The sequence below is a fragment of the Sporolactobacillus sp. THM19-2 genome, assembly GCF_004153195.1.
Lineage (GTDB): Bacteria > Bacillota > Bacilli > Bacillales > Sporolactobacillaceae > Sporolactobacillus.
The window spans coordinates 182,367-201,133 of sequence record NZ_SEMC01000004.1 but is presented as its reverse complement, the minus strand read 5'-3'; the positions used below and the strand labels follow the sequence as shown (position 1 = coordinate 201,133).

General features: G+C 46.4%; 19 protein-coding genes. 3 read left to right on the top strand and 16 right to left on the bottom strand.

What is annotated here, in order from left to right:
- Nucleotides 1-42: 42 nt before the first annotated feature.
- The 11 genes from nth to EWH91_RS05545 all read right to left on the bottom strand — a co-directional run bounded on the left by nth (nucleotide 43) and on the right by EWH91_RS05545 (nucleotide 9,933).
- Nucleotides 43-723, bottom strand: coding sequence for an endonuclease III (gene nth, locus EWH91_RS05595; RefSeq protein WP_129929040.1), 681 nt, complete (start codon nucleotides 721-723; stop codon nucleotides 43-45).
- A gap of 15 nt (nucleotides 724-738) precedes the next feature.
- Entirely contained in the window at nucleotides 739-1,437 is a 699-nt protein-coding gene (locus EWH91_RS05590; RefSeq protein ID WP_129929039.1) for a DnaD domain-containing protein, read from the bottom strand.
- Nucleotides 1,438-1,562: 125 nt separating this feature from the next.
- A complete protein-coding gene (gene asnS / locus EWH91_RS05585; protein WP_129929038.1) occupies nucleotides 1,563-2,855 on the bottom strand; it encodes an asparagine--tRNA ligase in 1,293 nt (430 codons plus the stop codon).
- Nucleotides 2,856-3,028: 173 nt separating this feature from the next.
- Nucleotides 3,029-4,213, bottom strand: a complete 1,185-nt coding sequence (locus EWH91_RS05580; protein ID WP_129929037.1) for a pyridoxal phosphate-dependent aminotransferase — start codon at nucleotides 4,211-4,213, stop codon at nucleotides 3,029-3,031.
- Nucleotides 4,214-4,255: 42 nt separating this feature from the next.
- The gene (locus EWH91_RS05575; protein ID WP_129929036.1) at nucleotides 4,256-4,738 is read right to left on the bottom strand and encodes a cell wall elongation regulator TseB-like domain-containing protein; all 483 of its coding nucleotides are present in this window, start codon (nucleotides 4,736-4,738) and stop codon (nucleotides 4,256-4,258) included.
- Nucleotides 4,739-4,982: 244 nt separating this feature from the next.
- Entirely contained in the window at nucleotides 4,983-5,870 is an 888-nt protein-coding gene (panC, locus tag EWH91_RS05570; RefSeq protein WP_129929035.1) for a pantoate--beta-alanine ligase, read from the bottom strand.
- A gap of 250 nt (nucleotides 5,871-6,120) precedes the next feature.
- Entirely contained in the window at nucleotides 6,121-7,116 is a 996-nt protein-coding gene (locus tag EWH91_RS05565) for a biotin--[acetyl-CoA-carboxylase] ligase (RefSeq protein ID WP_129929034.1), read from the bottom strand.
- Nucleotides 7,074-8,291, bottom strand: coding sequence for a CCA tRNA nucleotidyltransferase (locus EWH91_RS05560; protein ID WP_129929033.1), 1,218 nt, complete (start codon nucleotides 8,289-8,291; stop codon nucleotides 7,074-7,076). Before EWH91_RS05560 ends, EWH91_RS05565 begins: the two co-directional genes overlap by 43 nt.
- Nucleotides 8,292-8,333: 42 nt before the next feature.
- A complete protein-coding gene (locus tag EWH91_RS05555) occupies nucleotides 8,334-8,753 on the bottom strand; it encodes a methylglyoxal synthase (protein WP_129929032.1) in 420 nt (139 codons plus the stop codon).
- A 40-nt stretch (nucleotides 8,754-8,793) separates the two neighbouring features.
- Nucleotides 8,794-9,603 carry a 4-hydroxy-tetrahydrodipicolinate reductase gene (dapB, locus tag EWH91_RS05550; RefSeq protein ID WP_129929031.1) on the bottom strand — a complete coding sequence of 270 codons (810 nt, stop codon included), beginning with the start codon at nucleotides 9,601-9,603 and terminating at the stop codon, nucleotides 8,794-8,796.
- Between the two features lie 3 nt (nucleotides 9,604-9,606).
- Complete coding sequence (locus EWH91_RS05545; RefSeq protein WP_129929088.1) at nucleotides 9,607-9,933, bottom strand: nucleotide pyrophosphohydrolase; 327 nt, start codon at nucleotides 9,931-9,933, stop codon at nucleotides 9,607-9,609.
- A 209-nt stretch (nucleotides 9,934-10,142) separates the two neighbouring features.
- On the opposite strand from EWH91_RS05545, the gene EWH91_RS05540 reads away from it, so the two are divergent.
- Complete coding sequence (locus EWH91_RS05540; RefSeq protein ID WP_129929030.1) at nucleotides 10,143-11,039, top strand: YitT family protein; 897 nt, start codon at nucleotides 10,143-10,145, stop codon at nucleotides 11,037-11,039.
- 26 nt (nucleotides 11,040-11,065) lie between these two features.
- On the opposite strand, the gene coaW is transcribed toward EWH91_RS05540, so the two are convergent.
- From coaW to EWH91_RS05525, 3 genes are all read right to left on the bottom strand, one after another.
- Nucleotides 11,066-11,911 (bottom strand): type II pantothenate kinase, encoded by an 846-nt coding sequence (gene coaW, locus EWH91_RS05535; RefSeq protein ID WP_129929029.1) that lies wholly within the window; start codon nucleotides 11,909-11,911, stop codon nucleotides 11,066-11,068.
- Between the two features lie 742 nt (nucleotides 11,912-12,653).
- The gene (locus EWH91_RS05530; RefSeq protein WP_129929028.1) at nucleotides 12,654-14,201 is read right to left on the bottom strand and encodes an amidase family protein; all 1,548 of its coding nucleotides are present in this window, start codon (nucleotides 14,199-14,201) and stop codon (nucleotides 12,654-12,656) included.
- A gap of 186 nt (nucleotides 14,202-14,387) precedes the next feature.
- Entirely contained in the window at nucleotides 14,388-14,762 is a 375-nt protein-coding gene (locus tag EWH91_RS05525) for a hypothetical protein (protein WP_129929027.1), read from the bottom strand.
- Between the two features lie 207 nt (nucleotides 14,763-14,969).
- Here EWH91_RS05525 and EWH91_RS05520 point away from each other — a divergent pair, with 207 nt between their 5' ends.
- Entirely contained in the window at nucleotides 14,970-15,248 is a 279-nt protein-coding gene (locus EWH91_RS05520) for a GNAT family N-acetyltransferase (RefSeq protein WP_129929026.1), read from the top strand.
- 83 nt (nucleotides 15,249-15,331) lie between these two features.
- Here EWH91_RS05520 and EWH91_RS05515 read toward each other — a convergent pair whose 3' ends face one another.
- Nucleotides 15,332-16,603 (bottom strand): Nramp family divalent metal transporter, encoded by a 1,272-nt coding sequence (locus tag EWH91_RS05515; protein WP_206184283.1) that lies wholly within the window; start codon nucleotides 16,601-16,603, stop codon nucleotides 15,332-15,334.
- Between the two features lie 118 nt (nucleotides 16,604-16,721).
- The gene (locus EWH91_RS05510; RefSeq protein WP_129929025.1) at nucleotides 16,722-17,282 is read right to left on the bottom strand and encodes a hypothetical protein; all 561 of its coding nucleotides are present in this window, start codon (nucleotides 17,280-17,282) and stop codon (nucleotides 16,722-16,724) included.
- Nucleotides 17,283-17,652: 370 nt separating this feature from the next.
- Here EWH91_RS05510 and EWH91_RS05505 point away from each other — a divergent pair, with 370 nt between their 5' ends.
- Nucleotides 17,653-18,489 (top strand): aldo/keto reductase, encoded by an 837-nt coding sequence (locus EWH91_RS05505; protein ID WP_129929024.1) that lies wholly within the window; start codon nucleotides 17,653-17,655, stop codon nucleotides 18,487-18,489.
- The last annotated feature ends 278 nt before the right edge of the window (nucleotides 18,490-18,767 follow it).

Genomic DNA, 18,767 nt, shown 5'->3' with positions numbered 1-18,767 from the left:
CTGTGCTGATAAAAAGGAGCTTGTCGGAATTCTTCCGGAATTCTAAGCATGACCGATCACATCGTTCTTTGCCTGATTTGTCCTTTTCATCCGTTTTCTGCCTTCCCGGCACAGGTCGAGAAGCGGGCATTCGGGACAGTTCGGGTGTTGTGCTTTACAGTGATAACGTCCGAAAAAAATCAACCGGTGATGCGTTTCTGACCATTTCTCTTTCGGAACCCGCTTCATCAGAGTTTTCTCTACCTCAAAGACACTGTCCTTCCATCTGCAGATGCCAAGTCTCTTGGTCACCCGTTCGACATGCGTATCGACAGCGATTGCAGGTACACCGAATGCCACGGAGAGAATCACATTTGCGGTTTTTCTCCCGATCCCCGGAAGTTTGATCAACTCTTCCATTGAATCCGGGATCCTGCCGTCATATTCCTCAATCAGTCGGGCACACATCTGACGGATATGTCGGGCTTTATTCCGATAAAGGCCGATTGAGCGGATGTCATGCTGCAGTTCTTCCAGTGGAACAGCCAGATAGTCTTCCGGCTCATGATACTTATGAAATAATGACGGAGTAACCCGATTTACAAGAGCATCTGTACACTGTGCCGAAAGCATGACGGCAATGGTCAGTTCAAAAGGATTACGGTGATTGAGTTCACAATGTGCGTTGGGAAACATCTGACCGATTGTCTCCAGAACATAATTAATCTGTTTCTGGTTTAATATGACCGCCAGCTCCTTTCATTCATGATCCAGCCAGTCATATGCCGGCTTCTGCGGTGCCTTGCCCCTTACGCTTCCCTTATTGGCATGATGGGACTGCTGAAGATGCCGGATCTGGTCTCCATGTTCTTTTGCCTGATCCAAAGTCTTTATACCGTTCTTCTTCCACTCAAATAAAATTCGGTCTATATAACGGAAATTCAGCTTTCCTGAAACAACAGCTTCACGCAAAGCGGCTTTGATCATCGCCGGAGACTGGTGATCTTCGTCAATCCACATCGCGAGTGTTTCACATTCAATCGGAGACAACGGTCTGCTGAATTCATTCTCAAAGAGTGTATACAGCGCTTCTTCATTTCCCTGAAGTGCCGCCTTACTTTCCTGACGAACAGCATATTGCAGCAACTTTTCCCATAAGGGTGTAAGTGAGTAAGCTTCAGAATAGACATCGTTCTCCGTCTTCTGAACAATGGACAGAAATCCACGCTGAACCAGCGTTCGCAGCATATCGGCACACGCCGTCTCATCGAGCGTCATTCTCCGGGACAGATCAGTAAACGTCGGAAAGTCATCCCCTTTTATGATAAACGAATGAACCTGAATCAAGAGCATACATTCCTGTTCATTCAGACCAATGTCATGATAATGTTTGATCAGTAAAGAGGGAATACTGACACTGCTATCTGTCATCAGATGCAACATAAATTTTGTATCCATATTTTTGACACCTCATGAGTTATTATAACATTGCCTGTCTGGACGAACGGTCCTGAATCAATAATAAAAAGGACAGGCATCCTGAGAAATGCCCGTCCATCTGCTTCTATCATCTGATTTGACCGTTACGGATAAATCCTGTTCAGGAGTCTTGGGAACGGGATTGTCTCACGGATATGGTCAAGTCCGCAGATCCATGCCACTGCGCGTTCCAGACCGAGACCAAAACCGGAATGCGGAACGGATCCGTATTGACGAAGTTCCAGATACCATTTATAGGATGGGTCTGTCAGATGATACTGCTGATATCGTTTCTTCATCAATTCGAGATCATCAATTCGCTGACTCCCGCCTATAATTTCTCCATACCCTTCGGGGGCAAGCAGATCAGCACACAGAACAACTTCCTCCCTGCCCGGGACAGGTTTCATATAGAAAGCCTTTGCTTTTGTCGGATATTCCGTAACAAAAACAGGTACATCAAAATGTTCAGCGATGGCTGTTTCATGCGGTGAACCGAAATCATCACCCCATTCTATATCATCAAATCCCTGCTGTTTTAAAAAGTCAACGGCCTGATCATAAGTTATTCTCGGAAACGGGGGTTTAATTTTTTCCAGTTTTGAAGTATCCCTTCCAATGGTCTTCAACTCATTCTGACAGTTTTTCAGTACCCGGCGGACAAGGAAGGTTATGTAGTCTTCCTGAATCTTCAGGTTTTGCTCATGATCACAGAATGCCATTTCGGGTTCAATCATCCAAAATTCAATCAGATGGCGTCTGGTCTTTGATTTTTCTGCCCGAAAGGCCGGACCAAAAGAGAATACATTTCTGAATGCCATGGCCGCCGCTTCCATGTACAGCTGACCGCTCTGGGATAGATAGGCGTCCTGATTAAAATATTTTGTGTGGAACAGATCTGTTGTTCCTTCTGCTGAACTCCCTGTCAGTATCGGCGGATCCACTTTAATAAAACCATTATTGTTAAAGAAATCATATGTTGCCTTAATTAACTCGTTACGGATTCTGAGGATGGCATGCTGACGGCTGGAACGCAGCCATAAATGACGATGATCCATTAGAAATTCCACACCGTGTTCTTTATTTGTGATGGGGTAGTCCTGAGCAATCTGAATGATTTCAATTGAAGAAACCGTCAGTTCGAAACCGGATGGCGCGCGTTTGTCCTCTCTTACGGTACCGGAAACATACAGTGAACTTTCCTGAGTGAGTTCTTTAGCTTCCTCCCAGCTTTTATCGTCGACCGCATTTTTCAGAACAACCCCCTGAATATAACCGGTACCATCTCTTAATTCAAGGAATTGTATCTTGCCGCTTGATCGTTTATTTGCCAGCCACGCTCCAATGGTGACTTCTTCTCCAACATGTTGATTAATTTCTGAAACGGTTGCTTTCATGTTTCAAAGACCCCCAATAATAAAGTGAAACGTCAATCAGTGGGAGTTTGCCTTGTCCCCCACTGACTGTTCGTTGAACCCATCGGGCTGATATCCCCCACCTGGGTCTGTTCGTTTACCCTCATGACCCTGAGGTAGTATAAGCCCGTTCATGTGGGATAAACCTCATCTGTTTATTTTGTGTGTTTGCGAATAAAATGCTCTATTCTGTCCAGAGCAGTTTCAAATTTCTCGAGCGAAGTCGCATATGAAAGTCGGATATGTTCCGGGGCACCGAATCCTGCACCGGGAACAACGGCTACTTTTTCTTCGTCAAGTAATGCGGCAACCCAGTCTGAAACTGAGCTGAATCCGCAAGAAACAGCTGCTTTACTGATATCAGGAAATAAGTAAAATGCCCCCTGAGGCTTCAGACAGTCAACACCCGGCAGTGCGATCAGCCGGTTATAAACGGTATTAAGCCGTTTCTCGAATGCCTGGCGCATCTGTTCCACGCTTTCCTGCGGACCATTATAGGCAGCAATTGCTGCATACTGAGAAGCAGAAGCAGGGTTAGAGGTACTGTGACTCGCTACATTGGTCATCGCTTTAATCAATTTCGCGTCACCTGCTGCGTAACCTATTCGCCAGCCGGTCATCGCATGCGATTTAGAAACTCCGTTGATGACGATGGTGTTTGCTTTCACCTCATCTGAGATCTGAGCGATGGAAAAAAAGGCATTCCCGTTATAGATCAGCTTCTCATAGATCTCATCTGATACGATCAGTATGCCATGTTTAAGACAATATTCAGCAACAGGTTCCAGCTCCTCCCGACGATAAATCATGCCAGTCGGATTACTTGGCGAATTGAGAATCAAAGCCTTCGTTTTATTAGTCGCTGTTTTTTCCAGATCATCGACCGAGATTTTAAAAGCCCGGTCTTGCGTTGTCTTTATGGGTACCGGGACCCCTCCGGCAAGTTTAACTTGTTCCGGATAGCTGACCCAGTAAGGTGCGGGAATAAGGACTTCATCTCCAGGATTAAGAAGTGCCTGAAAAAGCAGGTACAGAACGTGCTTTGCTCCGTTACCGACAATGATCTGTGAGGGATCATACAAAAATCCCTGATCACGCTTTAGTTTTCCGATAATTGCCTGCTTCAGTTCAGGAAGCCCGGCTGTCGGTGTATATTTTGTATGTCCGGCTTTCAGCGCTTTTGTAGCCGCATCAATAATAAAATCCGGTGTGTTGAAATCAGGCTGTCCGGCACCGAGGCCAATAACGTCGTAGCCCTGAGCAGCCAGTTCACCGGCTTTCGCAGTTATTGCCAAAGTACTTGAAGGTGTAATTGTTGCAACACGATCTGCTAATTGCATGATATTTCCTCCCTGTAATCGAAAAGGATATGTGACCGAAATTCAGACATTCAGAATCCTCTGGGCTTCTTTGCCGTTATCAAAGTATATGGCAACATAATTATAGTTGTTTCTGCTGTTCAGAAAAGTAATCATCCAGACCGGCTGGTTATGAATGGCACCCAGCCGGACAGACTGGATCTTCTTTACATCAAGTTTCATGTCTGAAAGTGCATGGAGAGCCTGTTTTTCTGTAATTCCCTTATTGGCATCTCTGACGATAAAGTCAGCCTGCCCAGGCTGGTCCGGTACCCAGATATAAATTCTTCGGCCGTTTCTTGTCCCGTTGACGACCTGGTAGGCGTCGCTCCCATGATAGTAGGTGACGGATAAAACGTTTTGAATCCCGTACTGCTGTTTTGCTTTTTCAGCTGCGGTACCGGCAGCATGATCCAAGTCATTCATATTATGACTGTAAATCTGATAGAAGCCCAGGACGGGCAGAACGAGAATGCACAGGATGCCTGCTATAATCCAGTTTTTCAAAGGATCACCTTTTGCTTTATTATGTAGGTGCGGCAAAATCCGGGAAGGAATTTGTCACATAATTACCATTTAACGGTAGATTAAGCGTAAGCATTCTCTGACCGTAATGCAAGGTTTCTTCACAGACAGGGGCAGCAGGTTCTATCATCTGTCCGGCAAGTTCTCCGCTGATGATCATCCGGATCATCTGATTTTGCTGGTGAGCAGCAGGACGACAGTCTTCAGCACCATGCCGGACCCGGGTTTATGACAGATCCGCGGTATTCGCCGTGATATTATCAATCAGGCGGGCCTGGCGATAGTTAATGGCACACGCAAGAATGAACGGGCCGGAAATGGGATCCTTCCTTCTGGTCAGTTCCGGATAACTCAGGAGATCAACATAGTCCACAGTACCCAGAACGAGATGACTCGAGTAATAGGACATCACCGCGTCGATAATCTGATCCCTCCGGCGCTCTCCATTCTTCATGGATAAAAGTCCGGCCTGAAGTCCGCGATACACTTCCGGAGCTTCCTGACGTTCATCGGGCGTCAGGCGAAGGTTCCTGGAACTGCGGGCGAGCCCGTCAGACTCTCTATTGATCGGACACAAATGCATCTGAATTGAATAATGAAATGAATGGATCAGACTGGAAATGATCGCTGCCTGCTGGGCATCTTTCATACCAAAATAGACATGATCCGGCTGAATGATATTAAATAATTTTGTCAGCACGGTGGCGACGCCTTCAAAATGACCAGGCCGACTGACACCGCAGAGTACATCCGTTTTTGTATGGACACGGACAGTGAAATCCATCCCACTCGGATAGATCGATTGTTCATCAGGCGTAAAAAGTGCATGAACACCTGCTTTCTCCGCTATCATGAAGTCTTGATCCAGATGATGAGGGTAATGCTCGAAATCCTCACGATCACCAAACTGCGCCGGGTTCACAAAAATACTGGCAATCACACAATCACTGGTTTCGACTGCTTTTCTGAACAGAGACGCGTGACCTTCATGAAGTGAGCCCATGGTTGGAACGAATCCAACTGTTTTCCCTACGGCCTTCTGTTCCCGTACATAACGGGATATAGAGGCAGGATCGGAAAAAATCTTCAGAATCCCTTTTTTTACCCTTACCATTCTTTTATTTCCTCCTATTGTCCATAGGAAGATTGAGCCACCGGCCGGTTGATAAGAAACCTCACCGGAGGCTTTCCTCCGTCCACGTCCAGTGCGGATCGTGGCAGACTGTTTGTGATAAAAGATTGCGGGTGCTGTTTTCCCTTCAGAAAATATAGCCCGTCATCGCAACCCGTATGCAATATTTATTATAGCAAAATCAACCGGCCTTTTCGCCTTGAAAGGCTAAAAGTTTTCTGAGTTATCCTGCCTAGTTCCATTCAATATCAGCGGAGTAAACCGGTACAATCTGCTGATCGTCCTGCTGAAGAAGTAAAATTCCTTCATCATTAATACCAAGCGCCTTACCACAGAGTACCACTCCGCCCGGGCGGCGGATCCGAATGGGTTTTCCAAGACTGATTGCCCTTTTTTCCCACAATGGTTTGATCGCAATGAATCCCTCACTGAGAAATAACTGGTATAAAGATTCAAAGATCTCCCAGAATATTCTGGTGAACCGAGACAAATCATATTTCCTGCCTGTGATTGAAAAGAGGGAACCTGCCTGTCCACGCAAGTCTTCCGGGAAGGCATCAGCTTCAGTATTGACATTGATCCCTATGCCCATCACAACCGCTTTGACGAAATTTGCCTCAGCCTGAAGCTCTGTCAGAATCCCGACCAGTTTTTGTCCCTGCCAGAGTATATCGTTCGGCCATTTAATGCCGCAGGAGAAACCCGCCTCTTTCTCGATTGTCTCTGCCGCGGCAACGGCTGCAACAAGTGTCAGCTGCGGCGTTTTTTCAATGGAAAGACCGGGTCTGAGTATCAGGCTCATGGCGATATTTTTACCACGCTGTGACTGCCAGTTGTGACCAAGACGTCCTCTTCCGGCAGTCTGTTCATTAGTGATCACAACAGTTCCGTCTTCTGCTCCTTCATCTGCCAGACGGAGTGCCTCTTTTTGTGTGGATCCGATTGAATCATAAAATCGAATATGACGGCCAATTTTCCGGGTATGGAGATCGACAGACAGGGCCGCCTCATTCAGGCCTTCAGGAGCTCCGGCCAGTTTGTATCCGCTCTTCTGAACAGCTTCAATGGTATATCCCTCATGGATCAGTTCGCGAATATGTTTCCATATTGCTGTACGTGAACAGCCAATCTCTTCTGATATACGCTGACCGGACAGAAAGCGGTTACGGTTTTTATACAGCATCATCAGAATCGCTTTTTTAGTTTTGCCTGCCATGTTCTGAACCATGATTCGATCGCCTCCCGATCATTCGCTATTCTACCGGTCACGACATTTTGCTCAATTTGATCGAGCGCTTCTTTCATCCAGGGCCCCTGCCTGGCATCCGACCAGGTGAGCAGGTCTCTGCCATTTACAGCGAGTTCACTCCTGCTGTGAATCCGGCAGGAAGCCCAGATCCTGTTGATACGGTCCAGACTTTCACTGAGCCTGTCTCTCCTGATTCGCCCGAAAGCACACAGTAAGCGTTCAACCGACTGGGCATTTCTGAGACCGGCAATGTAAATGGATAACTGGCTCCAGGGTTCTCTTTTTCGCTGCTCAAAATAGTACTGCAGCCGGGCTACCGCTTTCCGTCGTGCGCCCGGCCATTTCCACTCCCGGGCAAATTCTGCAATATCCCTGAACCCAAGCACAAGAAGGAAAGCGGTCCATCGCTCATCATTTGTCGCAAGTACTGAGAAATCAACCTGATTCGGCTCCACAGCGGCAGTTTTGTTTTTTATGAGTGGTAAGGCATACAGGCACCCGGTCGTAAACAGAAGTTTTATCGCTTTTGCTCTTGCCGGTCCGTCAAGCAGTCTGGTCATTTCCTGTTCAATTCGTTCGACAGAGATCTTCCGGAGAAGCGTGGCCTTTTCGGAAAAGGCGGCTTGTTCATCTGAGCCCAAATTGAAATTGAGTTCAGAGACAAAACGGATGCCACGCATGATACGCAGCGGGTCTTCTGTGATACGTTCGGCAGGACTGCCGACCATCCGAATTCTTTTTAAAGACATATCTTCTGTCCCGCCAAAAAGATCAATGATGCGTCCTGTCCGTTCCATAGCCAGTGCATTGATCGTGAAATCACGGCGCATCAGATCCTTGTCCAGAGAAGTTTCAAATGTTACCTTGCCTGGATGACGAAAATCGTAATAATCAGCTTCTGACCGAAACGTCGTGACTTCATAACTGCGCTTTCTGTAAATCACAGTGATGGTTCCGTGCCTGATTCCTGTCGGTACCGTCCTTTTAAACAGTGAGATGACATCATCCGGATGAGCTGAGGTGGCTATATCAACATCATGAACCGGCCGGCCAAGCAGGTAATCACGAACCGCTCCTCCGACCACGTATGCTTCATATCCATGTGAAGTCAGTGTATCCAGAAGGAAGGCGGCGTCAGTAAATGGAAATTCCAAGTCAACACCTCATTCAATTGCCATGGGTTAATTTAAGATCAGTTACGCACCCTGTCCGTTATTTTTTGCATGAACCAGTTCACGCCAGTGAAATTCGCCACGTCTGAGTGCATGCATCATAATCTCAGCGGATGCCATATTTGTTGCAAGAGGAATTCTATAGACATCACTGAGCCTCAGCAACGCATTGACATCGGGTTCATGCGGTTGTGCTGTCAGGGGATCGCGCAGAAAAATCACTAAATCCATTTCGTTGGAAGCGATCATTGCGCCGATCTGCTGATCACCTCCGAGAGGACCGGACTGAAAGCGATGTACCTGAAGCCCGGTGGCTTCCATGACTTTCGTACCGGTTGTACCTGTTGCAAAGAGCTTATGCTGTTCAAGCACCGGTTTGTAAGCCATAGTGAATTGGATCATTTCCGGCTTCTTTTTGTCATGCGCAATTAAAGCAATATTCATCATGTCACCTTCTCTCTTAAGCCCTTCTGTGCAGAGCCTGTTAATCCAGCAGATTTTCCAGACCATAAACCAGTGTGTTGAGCGACATGACGGTACGGACAGCATAGGTGACACCGGTCATGAATGAAGCCCGGTCCATGGAGTCATGACGCAGCGTGAGCAGTTCGCCTTTGCTGCCGAAGAGCACTTCCTGATGGGCTACAAGACCAGGCAGGCGAACACTGTGAATGCGCATGCCATCAAAATCGGCTCCCCTTGCCCCTTTTAACGTTTCACGTTCATCAGGTGCACCCTGTTTCTTCGGTTTCCTGCTTTTTTCAATCAGCTCGGCTGTTTTAACCGCAGTTCCCGACGGTGCATCTTTCTTTTCGTCATGATGCAGTTCAATAATTTCTACATCAGGAAAATACTTTGCCGCCATCTGGCTGAATTTCATGACCAGGACGGCACCAATGGCGAAATTGGGAGCAATGATCCCGCCAAGCTTTTTTTCATCCATTTGTCTCCTGTAATCAGAGACTTCTTCATTGGAAAAACCGGATGTCCCGATTACTGGCCGTACGCCAAAATCAATTGCCGCCTGAAGATTTCTTTTTCCCGCCTCCGGATTGGTAAAATCAATCAGGACATCGGGTTGCTCGGCAGACAGACACTTTTCTATATCATCATACACCCGTGCATGCAAGTCCGGAATACCAAGAAGATGTCCCGCATCCTCTCCGTCATGCCCGTCATCCGCCCCTGCGATCAGTTCAAATTCGGGCGTGTTGGAGATCATCCGTACGGTTTCTGAACCCATTCTGCCTCTCAGTCCTGCAACAACAATTCGAATCTTTTTTTCTTCCACCATGATTTATCGTTTCCCTTCATCACTGATTCGTGTCCAGCGATTTTTATCACGTGTGTTGAATTTAGTCAGCACACGCTCTAAAGCTGTATCCAGACCAATATGTAAACGGTTAGCCATACAAATGACAACAAACATCAGATCGCCAAGTTCTTCTTCGACCGTTTTCTCCGGTTCCGACGGCTTTTTCTTCTTCTCACCGTAATAATGGTTCACTTCCCGTGCCAGTTCGCCAAGTTCTTCTGTCAGCCGCGCCAGAAGAGCTAGCGGTGAGAAATAACCTTCTTTAAACTGTCTGATGTATCCGTCCACATCCTGCTGTAATTCTTTCATCGATTTATCCGGCAATCCGCATCCCCACTCTCTATAATCTCACTATATTCTATCGAATTGTTCGTCCGGAATCAAAGAACTTTACGGGAGAAGCAGAAAAAAGGTACAATATTCTGACCTGATCGTTCAGCTTTCAAAGATGATGTTGAACGTAAACGCTCTTACGATTATGATTATAGAGGTTATATGTACGGAAAGGTGTGACCTCATTGAATCTACAGTTAAAAACAAAAAATATCCTTTTCATCCTGGCAGGTGCAGCGATTTATGCTTTCGGACTCGTGAACTTTAACATGAAAAACCAGCTGGCCGAAGGTGGCGTCACTGGTGTGACGCTCATTTTGTATAATTTATTTTCCATTGACCCCGGCATCAGTAACATTGTTCTTAACCTGCCTCTGTTTCTTGCAGGATGGAAGTTTTTCAGACGGGATGAATTTATCTATACATTGATTGGAACATTTTCACTGTCTTTTTTTCTATTTGTCTTTCAGTACTGGATCACATTTGATTTCTCACTGAAGCACGATTTGTTTCTCGCTGCACTTTTTGCCGGTGCATTCATTGGCGGTGGACTGGGCATCATTTTCCGATATGGAGGCACAACAGGCGGTTCAGACATTGTCGCCCGGGTCACCCACAAGAAATTTGGCTGGACCATGAGTAAAACGATGCTGGTCATTGATGTTTCCGTCATCATTCTCTCACTTATTTATCTCGATTACCGGCAAATGATGTATACACTCGTCGGTGTTTTTGTTGGTGCACGGATGATTGATGTGATTCAGCGCGGCGCGTACGCAGGAAAAGCCATGTTGATTTTTTCGCGGAAGAGTGATGACATTGCCGGCAAAATCATTTCTCAGCTGAACCGCAGTGTGACGCTGCTTTATGGAAAGGGAGGTTATACCAGGCAACACATCAGGGTCCTCTATTGTGTCGTCAGCCGCAACGAAGTGTTTCGTTTAAAAAATCTGATTCTGGAAGTGGACCCGGACGCTTTTGTTACAATAAATGATGTTCACGAGGTCTTCGGTGAAGGATTTACGCTTGATAAATCAAATCTTGATCAGTTTCTCGGAAAAGATGAATTAAACAAAGACTAATTTAGATCTGCAGATTATTCCACAGTCTAACTTTCTGTCTGATTCAATGACCGCTGCATCAGAAGAGCGCCAACCGCGCCGCTGAACTGGCCGTTTTCCGGGATAATCGGTTCTGCATGACAAAATCTGCTATAGTTCCTGACCAACCTGTGGAGAAGCGGGTTCCCGCTGAACGCCCCGCCGATATAGACAATCCGGTGTACCTGCTCTTTTTCAGCCGCCAGCACGCTCAGTGTTGTGATCGTTTCGGCTACAAGCCCGATTACAGAAGCGATAAGATCTGCGTTTGCGGTTGCAGATTTTTTCACTTTTTCACTGACATTTCCAAAATTACTGGCTGTCAGATCCCCCGGAATCGGAGGCGTGTGCCCTCTGTAAACAGTCGCCACAGTCAGGTCAATATGTGCCCGCTTCCCCTGGAGGGACAGCTCCATCAGCCTGGAAAAGTCATGTATCCCTGTCAAAAGTGCAGACAGGCCGAGAATGGTGCCCCCGCCAACACCGGTTCCAGTCAGCCGTTGATTTTTCTCACCTTTAACCAGATGCAGTGAAGTCCCAGTCCCCACGTTAGTAAGGATAAACGGATCTGCCCTGCCTCGCTCCTGGTGCAGCAGATATTGCACGCCGGTACAGGATGCCTGAAATTCCGGGACGATCTGTATCTGTCGTTCCGGCAGCTGAGCTGCGAGGCAGGACGCGCCGCCTCCCGTCATGCTGATGAATCCTTCAGGGTAATTTCTGTGCAGCCACTCAAGAAAGTGCTCTTTTTCCCTCTCAGGGAAAGCTTTCAGGGTCAGCTTTTTCCCATCGCTGATCGCAATTTTAATCATTGTTCCGCCAGCATCTATTCCGGCAATTTGTTGAACTGTCACATAAATCCCTTCACTTTCTGCCATCATTCTATCCGGTGCCGGATTTACATTAAAAAATACTTTTGTTCAAAAGCCACGATACCCTGTGTTCACTGCACTTACATTCACTGCGTAAAGATGAAACCTTCTTCATGGTGCCTGTTGCCTTTTGTCTGTCTTATGTATATTCAGGATGACGTAACGGCCGCTTGAACAATCAGGATCGCCTGCAACGCCCTGCTGCTGACCGAAAGCGGTGTTTTAACAACTGTCTCCCTGCCGTTCTTGTACAGGGGCACAGTGTAATGATCATGACCGACTTTATTCAGTATATCACACCGGCCTGATCACGTATCATCGGAATCCGGCCAGCAGTGCACCGTTTACATCTGCTCCGTTCATTGCCTTTCATTTCGTCTGGCCTGCCCTTCTTTTCTTCACGTGCTTCGGCACATCACGATCCGTCTGCATGACAGGTGAACAACCGAAAGTATTGAAAAAAGCGCTGCTAGGCGCTTCTTCAATACCTCCTGTTAAGATTCAGAAAATAGAGGAACCAGACCGCATGCAGCTGTTCATCTCTGGAAAAATTGCATTCCATTCACCGGTGATCGCAGACCGGAGCCGATCAGGCGACTGCTCATCACTTTCGGCCGACATGCCCGGCGTCTCCCTGAAGCTGTTCACGATGATCACTCTCTTTCTTCATGTTCTCATGCCACTTTATGTGGAACATCAGAAGAGGTACCCAAAAAAATCGTGTTTACAGCCCGGGAGCCATGCGATGCTTTGTTGCCTGTTCAAATGCAAAGGCGAGTTCAATCAGTCTGGGTTCACTGAATGCGAGTCCGGTAAAAGTGATGCCGACCGGTTCGCCATCGTGTGTATAACCGGCGGGAACCGTAATTGAAGGATAGCCGGCTTTGGCAGCAATATCACATCCCTGAGCATTAGCAAAAACCAGTGCGTCCAGATGCTGTGCTTTGATGACCGCGTCTAACCCTTCCTTTCGGGAAAGACGTAAATCGTCCGCGCGATCAATCAGATATTCGCGTTCACCAAGATCACCGCTTGTCTGTTCGGACTTCTCAAGAACAGCTTGCCCGTACTTTAAGGCTTTATCCGCATGCTCCCTGTTAAAAGCGATCAGATCAGCCAGACTGTGGACAGGAATCTGCTGATCAAGTTTTCCAAAATAACGGTTGATATCCCATTTAAATTCGTGATACAGGACAGATGATCGTCTGTTTTCGAGAGTCTCTGATGACGGGATGATGACGGGATCAATGACATGAGCCCCTTTTTCTTTCATTACTTTAAGGGCCTTGTTAATCAGTTCGACCTTCTCTCTACTCAGGTCTTTCAGATAATGCCGGTCAATACCAATACGGGCATTTTTAAGTCCATTACGCTTCAGGTAAACCCTATAATCTTTTTGCACGTCTCCCCTGCTCCAGACGGTTTCTTCATCATCTTCATCTACGCCGGTCATGGCATTCAGCAGCAGGACGGCATCACGGACGGTCCGGGCCATCGGGCCGGCTGTATCCTGGCTGTGAGCAAGAGGAATTATGCCACTGCGACTGAGAACACCAATTGTCGGTTTAATCCCGACCAGGGCATTCGACGATGCCGGACTGAGAATGGAACCGGATGTTTCCGTACCGATGCCTGCAGCAGCAAGGTTAGCCGCAACTGCGGAGGCTGTTCCTGAACTGGAACCGCCGACATCAAATGCAGCACCATATGGATTGAGTACCTGTCCGCCCAGAGAGCTGTATCCGTTCGGCATTTTATCCGAAATAAAATTAGCAAATTCAGTCAGATTTGCCTTGCCGAGAATGATGGCGCCGGCCGCTTTCAACTTTTTGATGATAAACGCATCCTGACTGGCCTGATGGTTCTTCAGCGCAATAGAACCTGCAGTCGTATGCATGTTCCCTGCTGTTTCGATATTATCTTTAACAATAATCGGTATGCCGAAGAGCGGGCCGACATCCGGCTGAACGGTTCTTTTCACATCACAGGCTTCCGCTTCATGTATTGCTTCAGGGTTGATTTCGCGCACAGCGTTCAAAAACGGCCCCTGCTGATTCAACTTTTGAATACGATCCAGGTACTGACGGACAAGCTCTTTAGAAGTTGTCTGTCCCAGCCTGATCGCTTTCTGTATCTCATCGATGGTTGTTTCTTCTATCGAAAACGGCTTTCGTTTTGCTACTTCCCGGCGGATAAAAAGTCCGGCCGTGACTGCGGCAGCTGTTGCTCCGGTGAAGGCAGCAGCAAGAGCAAATTTTTTCTTTCTGGACATCATAGCTCACCTCAATAATAGACAACCTGAAATTATCATTATCTTACAGGTATCAGTGAAAACTTGCAAATAAAAAAATGTGGCTGACAAATCGCAGGCGGCTGAGCCATAAATGCGTTTAAACGATAATCTGTAAATAGAAAAAAGCTCAAGAGAAATAACCTCTCGAGCCTGATCTGTTTTCGATCAGTCAAAACATTTATAATCGTGATCATGGTCATGATCATGATCGTTTCGCGGATCGAAAGCATCTCCGAATGATTTGATGGCAACAACATCATCGAGACAAATATCAATGGTTGATACTCTGCGTTTTTCGCAATCAAAGAGAGTCAAAATATTTTTGGATACACCTGCAAAAAAACCTTCAACAGGACGCGAATTTTTCAGAAAGACTTTGATAAAGTCATTCTTGGAAATTCCTTTCAGCAGGTCGCGGCCATCACAGCCTCTGCGGTCAAAAGCCGGGCTGATCTTCCGGCCATAACCATTATCATAGGCCGGGCTGATCCCCCGACCGTTGTAACAGTTCTGCCCATACATCAGGTTATCCCATCCCATAAGGGAACACCTCCTTCATCTGTTTCTTGGTCTTACATTGATAGAATATGGCTTTCATTCATTACTGACAGGGACAAAGTATCTGCATCAATCGTCTGTTTTTCTGACAATCCACAACGCACGAAAAAAAGGAAAACGACCATTACATCTCGAAATGATGAATAGGGTCGTTCCAGTAAAAAAATTAATCAACCAGAGGTGTAAAGCATGAAAATTGAAGAGGGTCAGGACAGATATTTTGTTTATAATGACTCAGGTCAGGAGATTGGTGAAATTACCTATTCACATCCTTATAAAGACGTTCTCAGTATCGATCATACCTATGTTGACCCGGCATTCCGCGGCCATCATTTGGCCGGGAAACTGCTTCAGGCAGTCGTTGATAAGGCGGTTAAAGAGCATAAAAAGATCATTCCTGCCTGTTCTTACGCGAAAATTCAGTTTGAAAGAAAAAAGGAATATCAGGATATTCAATACTTTGAGTGATTGAATACAGAAGGAGCCTGAACGGCCCCTTCTTTTTTTTTCAGTTTTAAAGGCGTCTGCAACTTGCCAGCCGCCGTTTTTCTTTAAAACAGGTCCAATAATTCGGTTAATCCCAGGAATCCGAACATCATGATACATCCAATCAGTACCGCATTGGTCAGCCATCTGTTCCGTGCATCCCGGTCTACTTTCTTCGAGTTAAGAAGGATGGTCAATGTGATCGCGAGAAAGGGCATAAAGAGTGAACCGAGGACACCATAAAGGATAATCAGCTCAACCGGTTTACCAAAGAAGTACATAATCATTGGAGGAAAGGTCAGCCAGAACAGATACAGGCGGTACATGGGATCCTTTTCCGTAACCGGTTTGTCAGCCAGCTCTTTATTCTTCTTCATACGTATGGTGCGTACAAAATCAGCAAATAAATAAGGGACACCGTTCCAGACGCCAAGAAGCGAACTGAAAACAGCTGACCAGAAAGCAAGTAGAAGTGTCCATCTCATGGGTTCGCCAAACTGGTCGGCCAGCATGTTAGACATCGTAACGAATCCCTGATCGCCACGAATTTCAACATTCGTACCATAGAGGAATTGTGCACCGATGATCAGGGCAGAAATGCAGAACACCCCGGTGATAATATAGCCGACTTTCGCGTCAGTTTTCATCATTGGAATCCACGACTTCCCGGTCCAGTTTTTTTCTTTAATCCAATAACCGTAGGAAGCCATGGTAATGGTGCCGCCGACGCCGCCAATCAGTCCGAGTACAAGGTATAACGACCCGTCCGGAACGGTCGGAACAAGTCCCCAGGATAATTCTTTTAATCCCGGAAGAAAAAAACAGGCCAGACCGACGATGGTCAGGAACATCAGGCCGACGAGAAATGTCATCACTTGTTCAAACAGCTTATATTTTCCTGTGTAAACAAGCAGGAAACCGGCAACGGCGTGGATAATCGCCCAACCCCAGATCGGCAGGACAGGCCACATTGCGTTCATGGCCATACCTGATGCCATTGCTGCCGTTGCTCCATAGACGAAGCCCCAGATGACAGCATATACACCGAAGTAACCTGTTGCCCATCTGCCAAGAGATCGCCAACCTTCCAGAATGGTTGTTCCGGTAGCCAGATGCCATCGCCCGACCCCTTCATTTAAATAGTATTTAATAATTGTTCCAATAATAATTGCCCATAAAAAAGTCATACCGTAAGATTGACCGACAACAATGGAGGCAAGTAAATCCGGCGCACCAATACTGGTTGCGGCAACGACAAATCCAGGGCCGACCTTGATCATGCGTTCTTTCAGTGTCTGCGGCGGGAGTGAGGGGACAGTTGTTTCTAACTTGGCCATTTTAATCCTCCTTTTTGGGTGTAATCGCTTACATTATATATTATGCTGAAACATAGGCAAATATCCTGCCTCAGCACGAACCAATCCTGTGATGTAATTACAGATTTTTACAGATAAGTTACGATTTCTCAGCCAGCTTTTTACGTCCGATAAAACGTGAGAAAAAATTGTTCTTTTTTACACCTGCTTCGCTGGCTTCTCTCAGCCGATTGACCAGCTCTCTGTCTCTTCGCTCGATCCTGCGCTCCATTTCCCTGTCGTACCGCTCAATAACGTTCTCAGCTGTTTTTTCAGCTGCTGTGGCAGCAACTTGTTCAATCATCAGGCGAAACTGTTCGGCAGAGAAAGAAATCTCCGTCTCAGGAAGTTTCAAAGTACCGGACCCAGAAGAATGGAGTGCTGCCTTTGTAAGCTCTGCCTGAGGTAAACCGGCAGGCCCTCCACATAACTCTGCTGCAGCATAGTCAATGGTCTTCCCCTTCTTCATTTCCAGCATCAATTGTGAAATCATCTGTACATTCTGCTCAAAATAAATCCGCTGATTGGATTTTTTTCGGGGGAAGTGATATCCATGCTTCTCCAACGCCAGAGTCAGTCTTCTCAATTTACTCCGTGTGACTTTCAGTTTCTCGACAACTTGCCTGGTAGAGTATCCATAATTGCCCTTTCCCGTACTCATCCGATCACACTCCGTTAATTATATAGGTAGATGCTACTTATATAATTTGACAGTGTGGCCCCGGATTCCTTTAAAAAAATAACAGTAGAGCATCCGGATATCTTCTGTTGCAACATCCTTAGAGCCAACAAGGACCGGGAAGAGAAAAGACGACATATTATCTATTTATATTCTATGTATCTGCACCACCAGACATAAGTTAACATAAATAATTTTACGTTATATTAGTGATCCCGGTTTCACATTTTATTCAGGTATATCAGAGGAAAAAACGCCCTGGCAGATCGTCTATCTGTTCACTCTTTTCTTTTGTGAAAAATGGTTTATAGTAATCTTAGATTTATGAAAATACCTGGAAAGGAGATCACTTATGGCCCTGTCCATGCAGGATACCCTGACATTGAATAATGGCGTTAAAATGCCTTGTGAAGGCTTTGGCCTTTTTTCGATGACTGATGAAGATATCTTTATAAGTTCGCTCGAAGCAGCCGTAGACGCCGGATACCGTCTGTTTGATACGGCTGCACAGTATGGAAATGAACATCTTCTCGGAGACTTTCTGAAGGATTCAGGACTGGAGCGCAGCGAGTATTTTATTACTTCTAAAGTGCAGAACCGCGATCAGGGTTACGAAAAAACATTAAAGGCATTCGATACTTCCTTAAAAGCATTACAGCTGGATTATCTTGACCTCTATCTTGTTCACTGGCCTTTGAAGGATCCTTTCTTTGAAACATGGAAGGCCATGGAACACCTGTACAGTGAAGGATTTGTCCGGGCGATCGGTGTCAGTAATTTTGAGAGCCATCACCTGGATCGTTTACTGTCACGCGCAAATTTTGTTCCAGCTGTGGATCAGCTGGAGACGCATCCTCACTTCTCCAACCACGTCATGCGTGACTATCTGAAATCACTTGGTATGGTACATCAGGCATGGGGCCCACTAGGTCGAGGAGCGGATCTTGATGATCCTGTGATCTGTGACATAGCAGAAAAACATGGAAAATCACCTGCTCAGATCATCTTGAGGTGGCACCGGCAGCATGGCGTCGCGATTATTCCAAAATCGCAGACCCTCTCACGGATCAGGGATAACGCAGATATCTACGACTTTATGCTGACACCTGTCGAGATGAAAAAAATCGATCTTCAGAATAAAGGAGAACGTTTTGGCCAGGCCCCGGATGCCGTTTATGTAAAGGACTGATACTGATCGCAAGGCAGGATGCGTCCCCCATTTATTTTTGGCGCCCCAATGGATTTCGGTAAGGTCACAAACATGGCCATGTATTCTGAAAAAGGAGGAACATCTGGGAAATCATGCCGCCGTCCCTGAATAAGATGCTCATAAAATCGGATTATGTTATTCTTTTATCAGGAGGTGCGGCGTACATTCATGAAATGACTTCGTCCATAGACGACTGGCCCGTATCGTTATCCCGACACATTTTTCCCGCTCTTTACCATTCTACAGATCCATTTTCA